The 16674-nt window shown below is 66.9% G+C and carries 7 protein-coding genes; all 7 read left to right on the plus strand.

The window, feature by feature from the left end:
* Positions 1 to 115 precede the first annotated feature (115 nt).
* The 7 genes from ACZO3G_RS00105 to ACZO3G_RS00135 all read left to right on the plus strand — a co-directional run bounded on the left by ACZO3G_RS00105 (position 116) and on the right by ACZO3G_RS00135 (position 16672).
* A complete protein-coding gene (locus ACZO3G_RS00105) occupies positions 116 to 826 on the plus strand; it encodes a response regulator transcription factor (RefSeq protein ID WP_101552313.1) in 711 nt (236 codons plus the stop codon).
* The gene (locus ACZO3G_RS00110; protein ID WP_288283871.1) at positions 823 to 3273 is read left to right on the plus strand and encodes a hypothetical protein; all 2451 of its coding nucleotides are present in this window, start codon (positions 823 to 825) and stop codon (positions 3271 to 3273) included. The genes ACZO3G_RS00105 and ACZO3G_RS00110 overlap by 4 nt, the downstream gene beginning before the upstream one ends.
* Entirely contained in the window at positions 3263 to 5173 is a 1911-nt protein-coding gene (locus tag ACZO3G_RS00115; protein WP_276872447.1) for a sensor histidine kinase, read from the plus strand. Before ACZO3G_RS00110 ends, ACZO3G_RS00115 begins: the two co-directional genes overlap by 11 nt.
* Before the next feature lie 302 nt (positions 5174 to 5475).
* The gene (locus tag ACZO3G_RS00120; protein WP_276872446.1) at positions 5476 to 8046 is read left to right on the plus strand and encodes an EAL domain-containing protein; all 2571 of its coding nucleotides are present in this window, start codon (positions 5476 to 5478) and stop codon (positions 8044 to 8046) included.
* Positions 8034 to 11639 (plus strand): response regulator, encoded by a 3606-nt coding sequence (locus ACZO3G_RS00125; RefSeq protein ID WP_242970869.1) that lies wholly within the window; start codon positions 8034 to 8036, stop codon positions 11637 to 11639. Before ACZO3G_RS00120 ends, ACZO3G_RS00125 begins: the two co-directional genes overlap by 13 nt.
* Before the next feature lie 3 nt (positions 11640 to 11642).
* Positions 11643 to 12011 carry an Hpt domain-containing protein gene (locus ACZO3G_RS00130; protein ID WP_101552305.1) on the plus strand — a complete coding sequence of 123 codons (369 nt, stop codon included), beginning with the start codon at positions 11643 to 11645 and terminating at the stop codon, positions 12009 to 12011.
* Entirely contained in the window at positions 12008 to 16672 is a 4665-nt protein-coding gene (locus ACZO3G_RS00135) for a PAS domain-containing protein (protein ID WP_276872445.1), read from the plus strand. The genes ACZO3G_RS00130 and ACZO3G_RS00135 overlap by 4 nt, the downstream gene beginning before the upstream one ends.
* Positions 16673 to 16674: the final 2 nt, after the last annotated feature.

Below are 16674 nucleotides of genomic sequence, written 5' to 3' on the forward strand. Positions count from 1 at the left end.
GATTGCATCCGTCCAAAGAAACGGCCGGTTCCGCCTTTTTGCTCGCTTGCAATCTGTCGATCCACTCACTATAATAAAGAAAACGGGTGCGATTCGGAGAGAAGGAAGTGATGCCGTGGAGCCGCCGCACATCCTGCTGGTCGAGGACATGACCAAGATCCTGAACTACAACCGGATGGCGCTGGAGAAGCGCGGATACCGGGTCACGGCCGTCCGGACGCTCTCCGAGGCGCGCAAGCGGATCGAGGACGCCCCTCCGGACCTGGCCGTGGTCGACATCCTGCTGCCGGACGGGTCGGGGCTTGACCTCTGCCGTCAGCTCCGCCACAGCGACGCGCCGATTCTTCTGCTGACCAGCCTCGGGGACAGCGACCAGATCGTGCGGGGGCTGCAGGCGGGCGGCGACGACTACATCATCAAGCCCTATAAGATCGAGGAGCTGATCGCCCGCATCGAGGCCCAGCTCCGCCGCGTCCACTGGCTTTTACAGGCGGAGGTCGAGACCCACGCCGGCCGCCTGGTGCTGAACGCCCGGATGCAGCGGGCTTTTCTCGGCGGGCACGACCTGCTGCTCAAGCCCAAGGAATTTCTGCTTTTGTCCACGCTGCTGCGCAACCGCGGCAGGACGATGTCCGCCGAGGAACTCTATTCCGAAATCTGGGGGCAGGCTCCCAACGACGCGCTGCGCACCGTCTTCGTCAATATCTCCTCGCTGCGGATCAAGCTGCGGAAAAACGCGGGAGAATGCCCCTCCATCGTCATTGAGCGGTCAAACGGGGGGTACCGGCTGGTTTTTCCGGATGAAAAGCAAGGAGGCCGTGAATGAACGGTTCGGCAAGAAAGGTGGCCCTCTGGCTGCTCCTGCTGTTTTGCTGGGGCGCTTTTTCCCCGTTTGCGGCGTCCGCCGCGGATGGGGAAAAAGCGCCTTTTTCTGCCGTTCCGGCCGTTGTGGAGGCCGAATCCTCCGCGCCTCTTCCGCCCGGCGGCGCGGAGGAGGACACCGCCGGGGAACCGTCCGGGGAAGCGCCCGCGAAACCGCCCGGGGAGGGACCCGCGGGAGAAGAGGAGCCGCCCGCGGACCCCGCGGAAGACACGGAGCCGCCCGTGGAGGAACCGGCGGAGGAACCCGTGGGACCGTCCGGGGAAGCGCCGACGGAACCGCCCGCGGATGACGGGCTTTCCGGCGAGGCCCCCGTCCCCCCGGCGGAGCGGGAGCCGGAATTTTCCGCCCCCCTGCCGGACGGCGCGTTCGGCTGCGGGAGCGCGGCGGAGCTGCGGGAGCTGGTCAATGAGCGGGGAGCCGCGCACATCGTCCTCACGGCGGACGTCGTGTGGGAGCGCGGCGGAGATTCCTTCAGCATCCTGAAGCCCCGGAAGCCCACCCTGGTGGAGATGGGCGGGCACGTCATCGAGATCCCCGGCGGGAGCTCGATGGAGGTGAGCGGCCCGGTGCGCTTCGAGGGCAGCGGCGGCCGGCCCCTCATCACGGTGTCCGGAAGCTTTTCGGGCGAGGAGGTGGAGATCGCGGCCTCGGGGGAGGGCGCGGCGGCGCTCTGCGTCGAATCGGGCGCGAGCTGGATCGCGGACTGGATGGAGCTCTCCGCCGAGGGCCCGGACGCGGTGGCGGTTTGGCTCAAGGACGAAGAACTCCAGGACCTCTATTATTTCTCGGCCGCGGCGCGAGGCGAGGGGGCCGTCGCCATCCGCGCGGACGGCCCGCTCGAGCTCTATTGCTGCTCGGCCGTGGCCGATGGCGAATCGGTCGTGTGCGGCGGCGATCTCCTGCTGGACGCCTGCCGGGCGGAGCCGTTCCCGGAGGGGGCCGAGACCGTCGGCCGCCACGCCGTCCCGCCCGGGCGGATCGAACAGATCGGCTACAGCGTCGTGGAGGGGACCCCCTGGGAGCAGGCCTCGCTCGACCTCAGCCTGGAGCCGGGCGTTTCCCGCACCAGCGAGTATTTTCTCTATGACCTGAAAGGCCGGACGTCCACCCTCAGGGTCCGCGTTTCGGTGCTTACGGAGGGGATTCCGGTGGACTGTTCCACGGCGGGCGCCCATGAGCTCGCCTGCCGGCCGGTCGGCGTCCCGGATTGGTTCCCCGTGGAGATTCCCCCCTACACCGTTCCCCTCCATGTGGTTCCGCCCGACGCCCCTTGGATTGAGAACGCCTACCTGACGTCCGCCGGGGACCTGCACCTCGCCTTTTTGACCCCGATCGCGGGCGCGGAGCGGATCGCCGTCCAATATTCGGCCGACGGGGACGAAACCTGGCGGGACGCCGCTGCGCTCCCCCATTTTGAGCTTTTGCCCGGCGACGAAGCGGGAACGATGGCTTCGGCGGACCTGGGCGGGCTGGAAATCGATCACCGCTACTATTTACGCCTGGTGGTGGAGGGCGGCGCGTTCGAGGGAATCTCGAACGCGCTGGAGTTCCCCTACGCCTCCGGGGACCCCACCCAGCTCGGCGGCGGCGACAGGGACGACGACGGCCGGGGCGAGCAGGGCGGCCTGCCGCCGATCGGCGTCGTCCCGCCGCCGTCCGGCGGCGGGAGCGGCGGCCCGGACGGCGCGCGGGAGCGGCCGTCTTCGGAGCCGGCCGGTTCCCGTTCAACGACGCTGGTGCAGTCGTCTCCGCCCGAACCGGGCGCCGAAGCGGCGCCGCGGCGGCCCGCAGGGGCGGACGTTTCCCTGACGCCTTCCGAGCTGGCGGCGCAGAGGACGGCCAACCCGGAGGGGATCACCCTGATCGGGCAGGGTCTGAGGGTGACGCTGCCCGCCGCGCTGTTGGACGCCCTTCCGGCGGACGCCGTGTTTTACGCTCAGTTGGAGAAGCCGGGGGAGGACCGGTTCCTCGTCCGGTTCTGGTCGGGGGAGGAGGCGCTTGCCGGATTTGAGGGCCTTGCCTTCCGGGTCACAGTGGACTATGCCCCGGCAGATGAAAACGCGGCGTTTTTCTGCACCGGTCCGGACGGCCGGGAGAGGCCCGCCGACGGCTGGGAAGACGGCAGGCTGCGTTTTGAGCTGGAGACGGCCGGGGCGTACCTGATATCGGAGCGTCCCGGACAGGCGGAGGGCCGCGCGGCCTCTGATTCGCCCGACGTCCCCGCGGGCGTCCTCTCCGCGGACGGCGCATCGCCCGCGGTCGAAGCCGCCGCGCCCTCCAAGGCCGGCGCGGCGCCGGCCGGTTTGGCCGCGGCGCTGTGCGCCGCGCTCGCGGGCGGGGCCTTCCTGTATCTGCGCCGGAGGAAGGGGGGCGACCGACGTGGAGGGTAAACGGAAAAACGCCCGGTTTGCGCTCCTGCTGGCGGCCGTGCTCCTGTCGAGCGTCCTTTATTTTTGGCTCTGCTGGCGGTTTGACAACAAATACACCTATCCCCGCCCCGCCGCCAAGATGGGCGTCGTCCGGCTGGACGGGGACTGGTATGAGGACTCCCCCTTCTTCTATCTGGCGGACGGATGGGCCTTCTATGGCGGTCGCCTGCTTTCGCCGGAGGAGATCGCCGGGGCCGAACCGGACGCCTATCTCTACATCGGGCAGTATGGGGGCTTCGATCTCGGCGATCCGGCGGCGCCCGCCCACGGGCGGGCCACCTACCGCACCGTACTGCTCACCGACGGGACCGAGCGCGACTACGCGCTGGAACTGACCGAGATTTTTTCCCGCTGGCGGCTGTGGATCAACGGACGGCTCATGCAGAGCGTGGGCATGGGGGACGCGGACGCGCCCGCGCCCGGAAGCCCCATGGTCACCTTCACCGCCGGGGAGCGGATCGAAATCGTCGTCGAGGTGGAGGACCGGGACGGCGTGTACAGCGGCATGGTCTATCCGCCCGCCTTCGGCAGTCCGTCGGAAGTAAGCCGGGCGAGCTTTTTGCGGGTAATCATCCACTGCGCCGCGTGCGCCGTCGCGGCGCTCATCGGCCTGCTCTGCCTGCTGGTCCGGTCCGGCTACCACTTCTCCATCCCATACGGCGCGCTGGCGCTGCTCTGCCTGTGCTTCTGCCTGAGCACCGCATGGCCCATCGCCCAGGCGCTCGGCTGGCAGGGAGGCGTGTGGCCGGTGCTTGAGCGGCTCGGGACCTACGGCCTCTTCCCGACGCTGGCCTGGCTGCAGGCCCGCATCATGGCGCTGCCCCGCCGCGCATATTATCCCGTCTGCGCGGCCGGCGCGGCGGTCTGCGCCGGGATCCTGCTGGTGCGCGTCTTCCCGGCCGAAAGCGCCGGGACGCTGATGGCCTGGTCGGGCGTGCTGTCGGCCTACAAGTGGGCGACAGCCCTCTGTATGCTTGCCTCCTGCTGGTGGGCCCTGCGCCGGAGCCTGCGCTATTCGAGGGCGCTGCTCGCGGGGAGCTGCGTCTTCGCCTGCGCGCTGATCATGGACCGGCTCCTGCCCCTGTACGAGCCCATCCTGCTGGGGTGGTTCATCGAGCAGGCGGGCGGCGTCCTGATTCTGGTGATCTGCGGCGTGCTCTGCTTTGACACGGTGCGCGTCTACCGGGAGCGCGACGCCCTGCACATGCGGGAAAGGGTGGCGGAGGTCCAGCTCGCGGCGCGCGCCGAACAGGCCCGTCTGTCGGAAGAGTATGTGCGCCGCACCCGGGAACAGCTCCATGAGAGCCGCAGCCGGCTGACGCTCATCCGTTACTATCTGGACGTCGGCGCGCTCGGGGAGCTGTCCGACTACCTCGACGAGATCGCCCCGAAGCTGGGCGGCACGGCGCCGCAGGACTACACCGGCCACAGCCTCATCGATGCCGTCCTCGCGGTCCAGCTCGCCCGGGCGGCGCAGATGGATATTTTCGTTGAACTCGACCTCGCCCGGCTGCCGGAGAAGCTCCCGTTTGACGACGGCGATCTCACCTCGTTGCTGATGAACCTGCTGGACAACGCCATGGAGGGCTGTCAGCGTTCGGCCGCGGCCGAACGCTGGATCTCCCTGGGCATCTCCTGGGCGGACGGCGAAATGGAGGTGCTCTGCCGCAACAGCGCCTGTGAGGATGCGGCGGACAAGGGCACCAGCAAAGCGGATAAACGCGCCCACGGCTTCGGCCTGCCGATCATCCGGGAGATCGCGAAACGGTATGGGGGCGCGGCCACGGCGGGCCGGGAAGAGGGATGCTTCTCGGTGGAGGTGCGGATGAAAGCTTCGCGGGAAGCCCATGCGTGTCCATAGCTCCGAATCGGCGCGGGCGTCCGCTTGCATATCCGGACGCGGCCGCGCGCAAAGCCCCGTCCCTCTCCAAAGGAGAGGGACGGGGCTTTCTTTTCCTCCAATCACGATCCAGTCTTTTACAGAGCTGGGACAAGAAGGGTTCGTCTGACGGAATATTCGCCTGTTCGGTCATATTACGCCGAAAAAGATTGTACAAGCCGCCTCCGCCGTGATAGAATGTAAACATCATGTGAACAGAGTAAACGGAGAAGCCGCGGGCGTATGCCCACGGCCGGGTCCGTGTTGGAGCAAGGGGCAAAGATATGGCTGCACAAAAAACGGTTTTGGTAGTGGAAGACAGCGAGATCAACCGGGCGACGCTCAGCGGGATCCTGTCTTCGGAGTACCGGGTCCTCGAGGCGGGGGACGGGCGGGAGGCGCTCGGCCTTCTGGAGCTGTACGGGGAGAGGATCGCCCTGATCCTGCTGGATATCGTCATGCCCGTCATGGACGGCTACACCTTCCTCTCGATCGTCAAGGCCCACCCCGATTACGCGTCCATCCCGGTCATCGTCACCACGCAGAGCGACAGCGAGGCCGACGAGGTGGCGGCGCTGTCCCATGGCGCCACGGATTTTGTGGCCAAGCCCTATAAGGCGCAGATTATCCTGCACCGCGCCGCCAGCATCATCAGCCTGCGGGAGACCGCCGCCATGATCAACCAGTTCCAGTACGACCGGCTGACCGGCCTGTGCAGCAAGGAATATTTTTACCAGCGGGTCCGGGAGACCCTCCGGCAGAACCCGGAGAAGGAGTATGACATCGTCTGCTCCGACATCGACAACTTCAAGCTCATCAACGACATTTTCGGCATTCCGGCGGGGGACCGCCTGCTGCACGACATCGCGGCGCTCTACCGCACGGTCATCGGCGACGCGGGGATCTGCGGGAGGCTCAACGCGGACCAGTTCGCCTGCCTGCTGGAGCGCCGGACGGACTACAGCGATGAGATGTTCGTCCGGGTGAGCGGGGAGGTAAACGCCCTCGCGAACGCCCGGAGCATTGTGATGAAGTGGGGGATCTACACGGTCGAGGACTGCGGCGTCCCGGTCGAGCAGATGTGCGACCGGGCGCTGCTGGCCGCACGCAGCATCAAGGGCCAGTACGGCAAGTACTTCGCCGCCTACGACGACCAGCTGCGGGGCAAGCTGCTGCGGGAGCAGGCCATCATCGACAATATGGAGTCCGCCCTGGCGCAGGGGCAGTTCCAGGTCTATCTCCAGCCCAAATACCGGATCAGGGACAGCCGCCTGGCGGGCGCGGAGGCGCTGGTGCGCTGGGCGCACCCCGAGTGGGGCCTCCAGTCCCCCGCGGAGTTCATCCCCCTCTTCGAGCGCAACGGGTTCATCACCAAGCTGGACCGCTTCGTCTGGGACAGGAGTTGTTCCTTCCTGCGCAAGTGGGACGACGCCGGCCTGCCGTCCATCCCGGTCTCCGTCAACGTGTCCCGGGCGGACATCTATCAGGCGGATATCGCGGAGATCCTGCTGGGAACGGTGCGGAAATACAGGCTGGCGCCCGCGCGGCTCCATCTGGAGATCACGGAGAGCGCCTACACCGAGGACCCCAACCAGATCATTGAAACGGCGGCCCGCCTGCGGGAGCTGGGCTTTGTGATCGAAATGGACGACTTCGGGAGCGGGTACTCCTCCCTCAACATGCTCAACCGTCTGCCGATCGACGTGCTGAAGTTGGACATGCGCTTTATCCAGAGCGAGACGGCAAAGCCCGTCGACCAGGGGATCCTGCGCTTCATCATGGATCTGGCGCGCTGGATGGAACTGCATGTGGTTGCCGAGGGCGTGGAGACGCGGGAGCAGCTCGAACGCCTGCGGGAGATCGACTGCGACTATGTGCAGGGCTACTACTTTGTGCGCCCGGTGCCCAGCGAAGAGTTTGAAAAGCTGCTTCGGGAAGAGGGGGCCGTCGCGGAGCAGGAGCCGGGCGCCAAACGCCGGCGGCCGGTCTTCCTGGCCGCCGATGAGGACGCGGCCTACCGGGATCTGGTGCGGGAGACCTTTGAGGATCTCTTCCAGGTCATGGAGGCCGGGACCGGGCGCGCCGCGCTCGACTGCATCGCGGCGAACCGGGACAAGCTCGCCGCCGTGCTCCTCAGCGCCACGCTGCCGGGGTCGGACGACTTCTCGGCGCTGGAGGCCGTGAAGCGCAGCCGGGCCGTGTGGAGCACGCCCGTCATCGTCACCGGCCCGCCGGACGCGCTGCTGGAGGAAAAGGCGCTGGAGCTGGGCGCGGAGGAGTACGTGGACAAGCCCCACACCGCCAAGAGCCTGCGCAGGCAGGTGCTGCGGGCGATGGGGACCACCGCCTTCCAGGAGTGGAAGGACTCCCTGCAGGAGGAGGCCTGCCGGGACTACCAGACGGGCCTTCTGAACCGGCGGGGCTTCACCGCCGCCGCGGGCGCGCTGCGGGCGGAGGACCTGCCGCTGGCGGTCTGCCTCTTCGACCTGGACGACCTGAAGAAGACCAACGACACCTTCGGGCATGTGGAGGGCGACCGGCTCATTGAGGAATTCAGCGCGCTCCTGCGCGCGCACACCCGCGAAAACGACATTCTCTCCCGCTACGGCGGGGACGAATTCGTGGTGGTCATGAGACAGGTGCGCTCCGAGGAGGCGGCGCTGAAGAAGGGCGGGGAGATCTGCCGGGCCGCCCGGGAGATCTGCGCCCCAAAGGGGGCCGCGGCCGCCTGCACCGGGGGGATCGTTTTCAGCGTCTCGGAGGAGCCGGTGACGGAGCTGATCGCCCGGGCGGACCGGGCGCTCTACCGCGCGAAGGCGGAGGGCAAGGGGAAATGCTGTCTATGGAAAGGGTAAGGGATATGGGTTATCGGGGGACGGCCATGGGGGCCGTGGAGGCGTTCTGCCGCGACTGGTTCGAACGGCGGGACGCGGAGGCGGCGATCGGGTTTTTGTCCGACGCGGTGGATTTCGTGGGCACGGGAGAAGACGAGCTGGCCCGCGGGAAAGAGGAGATGTCCGCCTACCTGCGGGCGGACGTGGGGGAGCTCCGGGAGCCCTTCGCCTGCGTGCTGGAGGCGCTCCACGAGCAGATGGCGGCGGAGCATGTCTGCTGCCTGTCCGCGGAGATGACCCTGAAGAATACGCAGTACACCTGGCGGCTTCGCATCTTCTGCACCCTCGTGCGGGAGGACGGCGAGACCTGGCTGGTGCGCAGCCTGCATTTCGCGGAGCCGGGCGGCAGCCAGCGGGGGAAGGAGCACTACCCCCAGACCCTGGTGGTGGAGCAGATCGCCAGGCAGCGGCAGGAGCTGCTCAACGATTCGCTGCTGGGCGGCATGATGGGCGGGTACATCGAGGAGGGCTTCCCCTTCTACTTCATCAACCGCCAGATGCTCCGTTACCTCGGCTATGAGAGCGAGGCGGACTTCGTGGCCGATATCGGCGGGCTGGTCGCCAACTGCATGCACCCGGACGACCGCGGGATGGTGGACGAGCAGGTGGAGGCCCAGCTCGCGGAAAAGGGAGAATACGTCGTCGAGTACCGGATGAAAAAGAAGGACGGCTCCTACATATGGGTCCACGACGCGGGGCGCAGGACGGTCGCGGAGGACGGACGCCCCGCGATCGCGTCGGTCTGCGTCGACATCACCGCGCAGAGGGAGGCGCAGGAGGAGGTCCTGCGCCTTTACAACAACATCCCGGGCGCGGTCTTCCGCTGCCGGTCCGACGCGGATTTCACGGTGATCGAGGCCAACGACGGCCTGTTTGAGTTCATCGGCTACACCCGCGAGGAATTCGCGGCCATGGGGAACCGGATGTCCGCGGTGATCCACCCGGACGATTTCGCCCCGTCGGCCGCCCTGCTGGAGGAGCAGCTTCTGCGGGGGGATACCATCCAGCTGGAGCACCGGGTCATCTGCAGGGGCGGCGCCGTCAAGTGGGTCTCCATCAAGGCGCAGCTCTTCCGGGAGCGGGGCGAGGAGCAGTATTTCTACTGCGTCTTCGTGGACGTCACCGACGAGCGGCGCCTTCGCGACCGGGTCCGGGAGCTCTACGAGGAGGAGCTTGCCTATTTCTCCGAGCTCGCCTCGCGGGAGGGCAGCATCCAGGGGACCATCAACGTCTCCCGGGACCGTCTGGAGAGCTACCAGGCCACCCTGGACGTGGCCGTCGCGCATGTGGGGGACACCTACGTGAAGACGATCCAGAACCTCTCCGGGTCCGCCGTGGACGCCGCCTACGGGGTGGAGATCCGCCGGATGCTCGCGCGCGGCAAGGTATTGGAGGACTACGCGGCGGGGAAGGTGGACTACCGCCTGAGCTTCCTGCGCAGGCGCAACGACGGGAGCCTTTTCTGGGGCAGCACGAACCTGCGGACCTGCCTGAACCCCGCCACCGGCGACGTCATCATGTTTTTCTATACGGCGGACGTCACCGAGCAGCGGCTGCAGGAGCAGCTGCTCAACCGGATCGCCGAACTGGACTACGACGTCATCGCCGACATCGACCTGAACGGCGGCGGGTACCGCGTGGCCGCCTGCGGCGGCAAGCGTCCGCTCTCCATCCCGGCGCAGGGGGATTTCCGGGAGGAGGCCCAAAAATCCGCCGAGCGCTGCATGGACGAGGCGGAACGGGCGGAGTTTTTACAGAAGCTCGATTTCGGCTACATCCGGCGGCGGCTTGCCGGACAGGACGCCTACACCTTCGTGCTGGAGCTCCGGGAGGCCGGGGAACGGCGGGTCAAGCGCTTCCAGGTCTTCTACATCAGCCGGGAGCTCGGCCGGGTGTGCATGACGCGGGCGGACGTGACCGACGTGGTGCGGCGGGAGCAGAAGCAGAAGGAGGAGCTGGCCGCGGCGCTCGTGGCCGCGGAGCAGGCCAACGCCGCCAAAAGCGACTTCCTCTCCCGCATGAGCCACGAGATCCGCACCCCCATGAACGCGATCATCGGCATGAGCACCATCGCGGCCAATTCGATCGGGGACGACGACCAGGTGGCCGACTGCATCTCCAAAATCGGGATCTCCTCCCGTTTCCTGCTCTCCCTCATCAACGACATCCTGGACATGAGCCGGATCGAGAGCGGCAAGATGCTGATGAAGAGCGAAAAAATTCCCACCGAGGACTTTTTGGGCGGCATCAGCACCATCTGCCACGCGCAGGCGGCCTCCAAGGGGGTGGACTACGAGTGCATCGTGGACCCCGTGCTCGACGACTACTATATCGGGGACGCGATGAAGCTCCAGCAGGTGCTCCTCAACATCCTTTCCAACGCGATCAAGTTCACCGGCGAGGGCGGGAAGGTCACCTTCTCCGCCGCCCAGCGCCGTCGGACCCAAAACGACGCCGAGCTCCGCTTCATCGTCAACGACACGGGCGTGGGCATGAGCGAGGAGTTCCTCCCCCACATCTACGAGCCCTTTTCGCAGGAGTCCACCGGCACCACCGCCCTCTTCGGCGGCACCGGGCTGGGCCTTGCGATCTCCAAGAACATCGTGGATCTGATGGGCGGGAAGATCACGGCGCGTTCGATCAAGGGGATCGGCACCGAGTTCACCGTCGACGTGAAGCTGGGCATCACCGAGGAGGAGAAGCTCCGCCATAACCTGAAGAAGCACCACAACTTCTCCCACCTCAAGACGCTGGTGGTGGACGACGACGTGGCGGTCTGCGAGAGCGCCGTCGTCACCCTCCACGAGATGGGCGTCATGGCCGAATGGGTCGACAGCGGCCGCAAGGCGGTCGACCGGGTCCGGGAGCTGTGGGGCGGCGGGAAGTATTACGACATGATCCTGATCGACTGGAAGATGCCCGAGATGGACGGGATCGAGACGGCCCGGCAGATCCGCGCCATCGTGGGGACGGAGGTCACGATCATCATCATGACCGCCTACGACTGGATATCGATCGAGCATGAGGCGAAGCTGGCGGGCGTCAACCTGCTGATGAGCAAGCCGATGTTCAAATCCTCCCTGGTCTCCGCCTTCTCCAGGGCGCTCGGGGAGAAGGAGGAGCGGGCGCAGCAGCCGGACGGCGCCGATTACGACTTCACCGGCAGGCGGGTGCTGCTGGCGGAGGACAACGCCCTCAACACCGAGGTGGCGGTCATGCTGCTGGAGAGCAAGGGCTTCGCGGTGGAGACGGCGGAAAACGGGCTGCGGGCGATGGAGCTGTTCAGCAAATCCCCAAAAGGGTATTACGACGCGATCCTGATGGACATCCGGATGCCGCTGATGGACGGCCTGACGGCCGCCGGGACCATCCGCCACCTGAGCAACGCCGACGCGGCGGCCATTCCGATCATCGCCATGACGGCGAACGCCTTCGACGACGACATCGAAAAGAGCAAGGCCGCCGGGATGGACGCCCACCTGGCCAAGCCGATCGACCCGGACCGGCTCTACCAGACGCTCTACGACTTTATTTTCCGGAAACAGGAGGGTTAGGAGATGGGGAATTTTCGTGCGGCCTTCGAGGCCTACGGCGCGGATTACGACGGCACGATGCGGCGCTTTTTGGGGAACGAGGCCATGTACCTGCGCGTGCTCGGCATGCTGCCCCGGGACGGCAGCGTGAATCGGCTGGGCGACGCGCTGGAATCCGGCGACCTGGGCGGCGCGTTCGAAGCCGCCCATTCGCTCAAGGGGGTCGCCGGGAACCTGGGGCTCGACCCGCTTTACAAGGCGGCGTGCGCCGTCGTGGAGCCGCTGCGCCTGCGGGAGGAGCGAAACGACTACCCCGAATTGTACCGGGCTGTGCGAAAGGAATTCGAGCGGGCGGGGCTGTTTTTGGAAGCCCTGAAAGGAGAACCGACATGACGTGGGAAAGCCCTCTCTCTGCGCCGGAGGTCCGGCAGCTCCAGGCCATCCTGGACAACGACCCGGTCGCCATCTTTGTCAGCGACGTCGAGAGCCGGCGGGTGCTCTACGCCAACCGGCGGGCGCGGGAGACGCTCCTACCGCCGGACGGCGGCGAGGCCTGCTGCTACCACATCGCGGGCTACCAGTCCGCCTGCCCCTTCTGCCACGCGGGTAGAATGAGCCGGGACGACGTCCTCGTCCGCGAGTACCGCCACCCCCTCAACGGGCGCGTCTACCAGCTCAGCGGGAAGCTCGTCGACTGGGGGGACCGGCCCGCGCATATCGAGTACGTCAGGGACGTCACCGAGCAGCGGGCGGAGTCGGAGCGCGCCGACCGGCTGCAGGAGGGGCTGAAGGAGACCTTTACCAGCGTCCCCTGCGGGCTGTGCGTCTACCGGATCGAGTGGCCCGAAATCGTGCCGCTCTTCCACAACCCCGCCTTCTATGAGGTCGTGGGCTATTCCGACGAGCACATCCGGTCGGTCCGGGAGAAGACCGACTACCTGGGCGTGCATCCGGAGGACGTCGGGCTTTTGCGGGAAAAGATCGCCGCCGCGTACCATGGCGGCGGCAGCGTGCGGCACTCCTACCGGCTGTGGAACGACCGGCGGGGGGAATACCGCTGGATCAACCTCGACGGCACGATCAAAACCCATGAGGACGGCGCCAAAATCTTCTACGGCATCTACACCGACGTCAGCGAGCGCGTGCATTTGGAGGAAGAGCTGAAGGCTGCCAACGAGAAGATGCAGGACATCGTCAACGCCATCCCGGGCGGGGTTGCCATCTACCGGGTGTCGGACATCTTTGAGACGGTCTATTTCTCCGACGGCGTACCGGAATTGACCGGGTACACCGTGGAGGAGTACCGGGAACTGATCAAACGGGACGCGATTGAGATGACCTATCCGGAGGACGCCGCGATGGTGGCCGCGAAGGCCAGGGAGGCCCTGCGCGACCGGACGGTGGCGGACTTTGAATTCCGCAAGCTGCACCGGGACGGGCACATCGTCTGGGTGCACGCCCAGGCGAAGCAGGTGGGGGAGGAGCGCGGCCGCCCCCTGCTCCAGTGCGTGTTCCACAACATCACCGCGCTCAAGGAGACCCAGCTGGAGCTCGACCACCTGGTCAACTCGATCCCGGGCGGGATCGCCGGCTACCGGGTGGAGGAGGGGCGGTTCGTCCCCACCTATTTCTCCGCGGGCGTGCCCGCCCTCACGGGCTACACGCGGGAGGAATACGGGGAGATCGTCCGGCGGGACGCCTTCGACGCCGTATATGAGGCGGACAGGCCCCGGGTCCTCGCCGCGGCGCGGGCCGCGCTGGAAAGCGGGAAGGTACTCGACATCTCCTGCCGGATGCGCCATAAGAACGGGACCCTCGTCTGGCTGCACCTCAACGGCCGCCGGATGGGACCGCTGTCGGAATCCACCCGGTTTTACGGGGTCTTCACCGGCATGTCGGCGGAGGCGCAGCTCTTCCAGAGCATCGCGAACGAGACGGCGGACGGCATTTACGTCATCGACCGGAAGAATTACGACCTGCTCTACATCAACGAATCGCGGGAGCTGTTCGCGAAGAGCGGCGGCCGCGTCGGGCAGAAATGCTACGCCGCGCTGCACGGGAGGGACGCACCCTGCGTGTTCTGCACGCTTCACAGCCACGCGCCCGACGGAAAGGCGCACGAGATGGCGGTGGACGGGAGCGGGCGGTTTTACACCACCCGCTTCATGGAGAGCGACTGGAACGGCATCCCGGCCTATGTGAAGTACGTCCACGACGTGACCGAGGAGGTCCGGACCCAGAAGGAAAAGGCGCGCCTGGAGCAGTATTTCCAGACGGTGGTCAAGCACCTTCCGGGGGGCGTCGCCGTGGTCCGCTACAAGCCGGACGGCGGCATGATCCCCGAGTTTTTGTCGGACGGGTTCGCCGCCATGACGGGGATGACGCAGGAGGCGGCGTGGGAGCTCTACAGGCGGGACGCCATGGCCGGGGTGCACCCGGACGACCGGGAGGCGGTCGCCGCGCGGATGGCGGAGTTCATCGGCGGCGGTGAGAGCAGCTGTGAGCTGATCTACCGGCTGAAGAAGGGCGACGGCGGCTACATCTGGGTGAAAAACAGCCTTTCGATGCTCCAGAGCGAGGACGGGGAGCTCCGGATCTACGCGGGCTACCACGACATGACCCGGGAGCGGGAGGAACGGGAGGAGCTCCGGAAGCAGTTCAACGACCGGATCCTCCAGCACTACCGCACGCCCGGGCCCAACGCTCTGGTCGTGGGCCACTGCAACGTCACGCGGGATCAGATCCTCGAGATCATCGACCACACCGACTCCGGCCTGCTGAGCACCTTCGGCACCGAGCGGGAGACCTTTTTCATGGGGCTTTCGAACCTGGTCGTCGACGAGGAGGGCCGGCGGATTTTCAGGGAGGCCTACCTGAACGGGCCCTCCCAGGCGGCTTTCGACCGGGGCGACACGGAAATCATCCGGGACTTCTTCGTCCGGCTCCCGAAGGAGAAGCGCGGGCGCTACGTGCGCTTCAAGGTAAATCTGGTGGAGACCCCCGACACGGGGGACGTCACCGGCATCCTGACCGTCACCGACATCACCGAGCAGACCATCTCCGAACGCATCCTGCGCCGCCTGTCGGTGGCAGGCAGCGACCTCGTGGTCGACGTGGACGTCCCCGAGGACCGCTACCGCGTCCTCAACGGGGAGATGGACGCGGGCGACATCCCGGCGCAGGAGGGCCGGCATTCCGACCGGATCGCCTACATGCTCCAAAAACAGGTGGTGCCCAGGGACCGCGAGCAGGTGAAGACCCTGCTGGACCCGGACTACATCATGGAGCGCCTGCAAAGGGAGGACTCCTATTCCTTCCACTACGCCATCCTCGGGGAGCGGGGGGAGGTCCTCACCAAAAAGCTCACCGTTTCGGCCATCGACCTGCGGCTGGGGCGGGTCTGCCTTGCGCGGGCGGACATCACCGATTCGGTGCGGGAGCAGCAGGGGCTGCTGAACGTCGTGGCCTACACCTTCGAGCTGCTGGGCCTCATCCAGGTGGTCACCAGGCGCATGACGATGCACACCCGCCAGACGGTGCTGGAAAACCTGCCCCCCTTCGTCGTGGAGGACTACAACGCCTCCATCAAACTGATCGCCAGGCGCTATAACCCAGAGGGAGGGACGGAGGAGCTGGAGCGCCAGCTCCGGCTGGAGACGATGCTCCGGCATCTCGAGGAGCAGCCCGCGGGCTATGACTTCGTCTTCCCGCACCGTTCGGAGGAGGGTCTGCGCTATAAGCAGATCACCGTCCTGTGGGGGGATGGAGAGCACAAGACGGTGTGCATGGTGCGCGCCGACGTGACCGATATGCTGGCGGAGGAACGCCGGTCCAAAAAGGCCCTGGAGCAGGCGCTGGAGCTGGCGGAGGAGGCCAGCCGCGCCAAGAGCGACTTCCTCTCCTCCATGAGCCACGACATCCGCACGCCGATGAACGCGATCATGGGGATGACCGCGCTCGCCAGCGCCTACATCGACGACCCCGCGCGGGTCGCCGACTGCCTGCGGAAGATCTCCGTCTCCTCCCGGCACCTGCTCAGCCTGATCAACGACATTCTGGACATGAGCAAGATCGAGCGCGGCAAGATCACGCTCAACCGGATGGAGATGTCCGTCCCCGGCCTGCTGGAGCAGCTCTCGACCATCATCGAGCCGCAGGCCCGCGCGGCGGGGCTCTCCTTCTGCGCGCGAGCCGGCCGGGTCCGTCAGGAGCGGTTCATCGGGGACGCCCTGCGCGTCAGCCAGATTTTGCTCAACCTGCTGAGCAACGCGGTCAAGTTCACCCCCGAGGGGGGAAGGGTGGAGTTTTTCGCGGAGGAACTGTCCGCGGAAAGCGCGGGCCGCGTCCGCTACCGCTTCGTCGTGCGCGACACGGGGATCGGGATGTCGGAGGAGTTCCTCGCCTCGATGTTCGACCCCTTTTCCCGCAGCAGGGAGGCGACGCGCGTCGAGGGGACCGGCCTGGGGCTGAGCATCGCCAAGGGGCTGGTCGACCTGATGGGCGGCACGATCTCGGTGGAGAGCCGGCCCGGCGAGGGTTCCGCCTTCACGGTGGAGCTCGAGTGCGAGGCCGGCGGGGCCTCGGGGCTCCCCGCCGGGAAGGCGGCCGGGCCGCAGTCCGCGGCCCTCTCGGAGGAGGCGCCTTTCGCCGGCCGCCGCATCCTGGTGGCGGAGGACAACGAGATCAACGCCGAGATTCTCTGCGGCCTGCTGGAGATCTACGGGGCGGAAACGGTGGTCCGGACCAACGGCGCCAAGGCGGTGCGGGAGTTCCGGGAGCGGGCGCCGGGCACCTACGACGCCGTCCTGATGGACATCCAGATGCCCGAGATGAACGGCTACGAGGCCGCCCGGGCGATCCGGGGGCTGGACCGCCCCGACGCCCGGACGGTCCCCATCATCGCCATGACGGCGAACGCCTTTTCGGAGGATGTGCAGGCGGCTCTCGCGGCCGGAATGACCGCCCATGTGGCGAAACCGATCGACACCGCCATCCTGCAGAGCACGCTGCGCCGCGCGCTGGAGGATGCGGGCGGCGGTCCGCCGCGGGCGTGAGA

Source organism: Anaerotruncus sp., assembly GCF_057433415.1.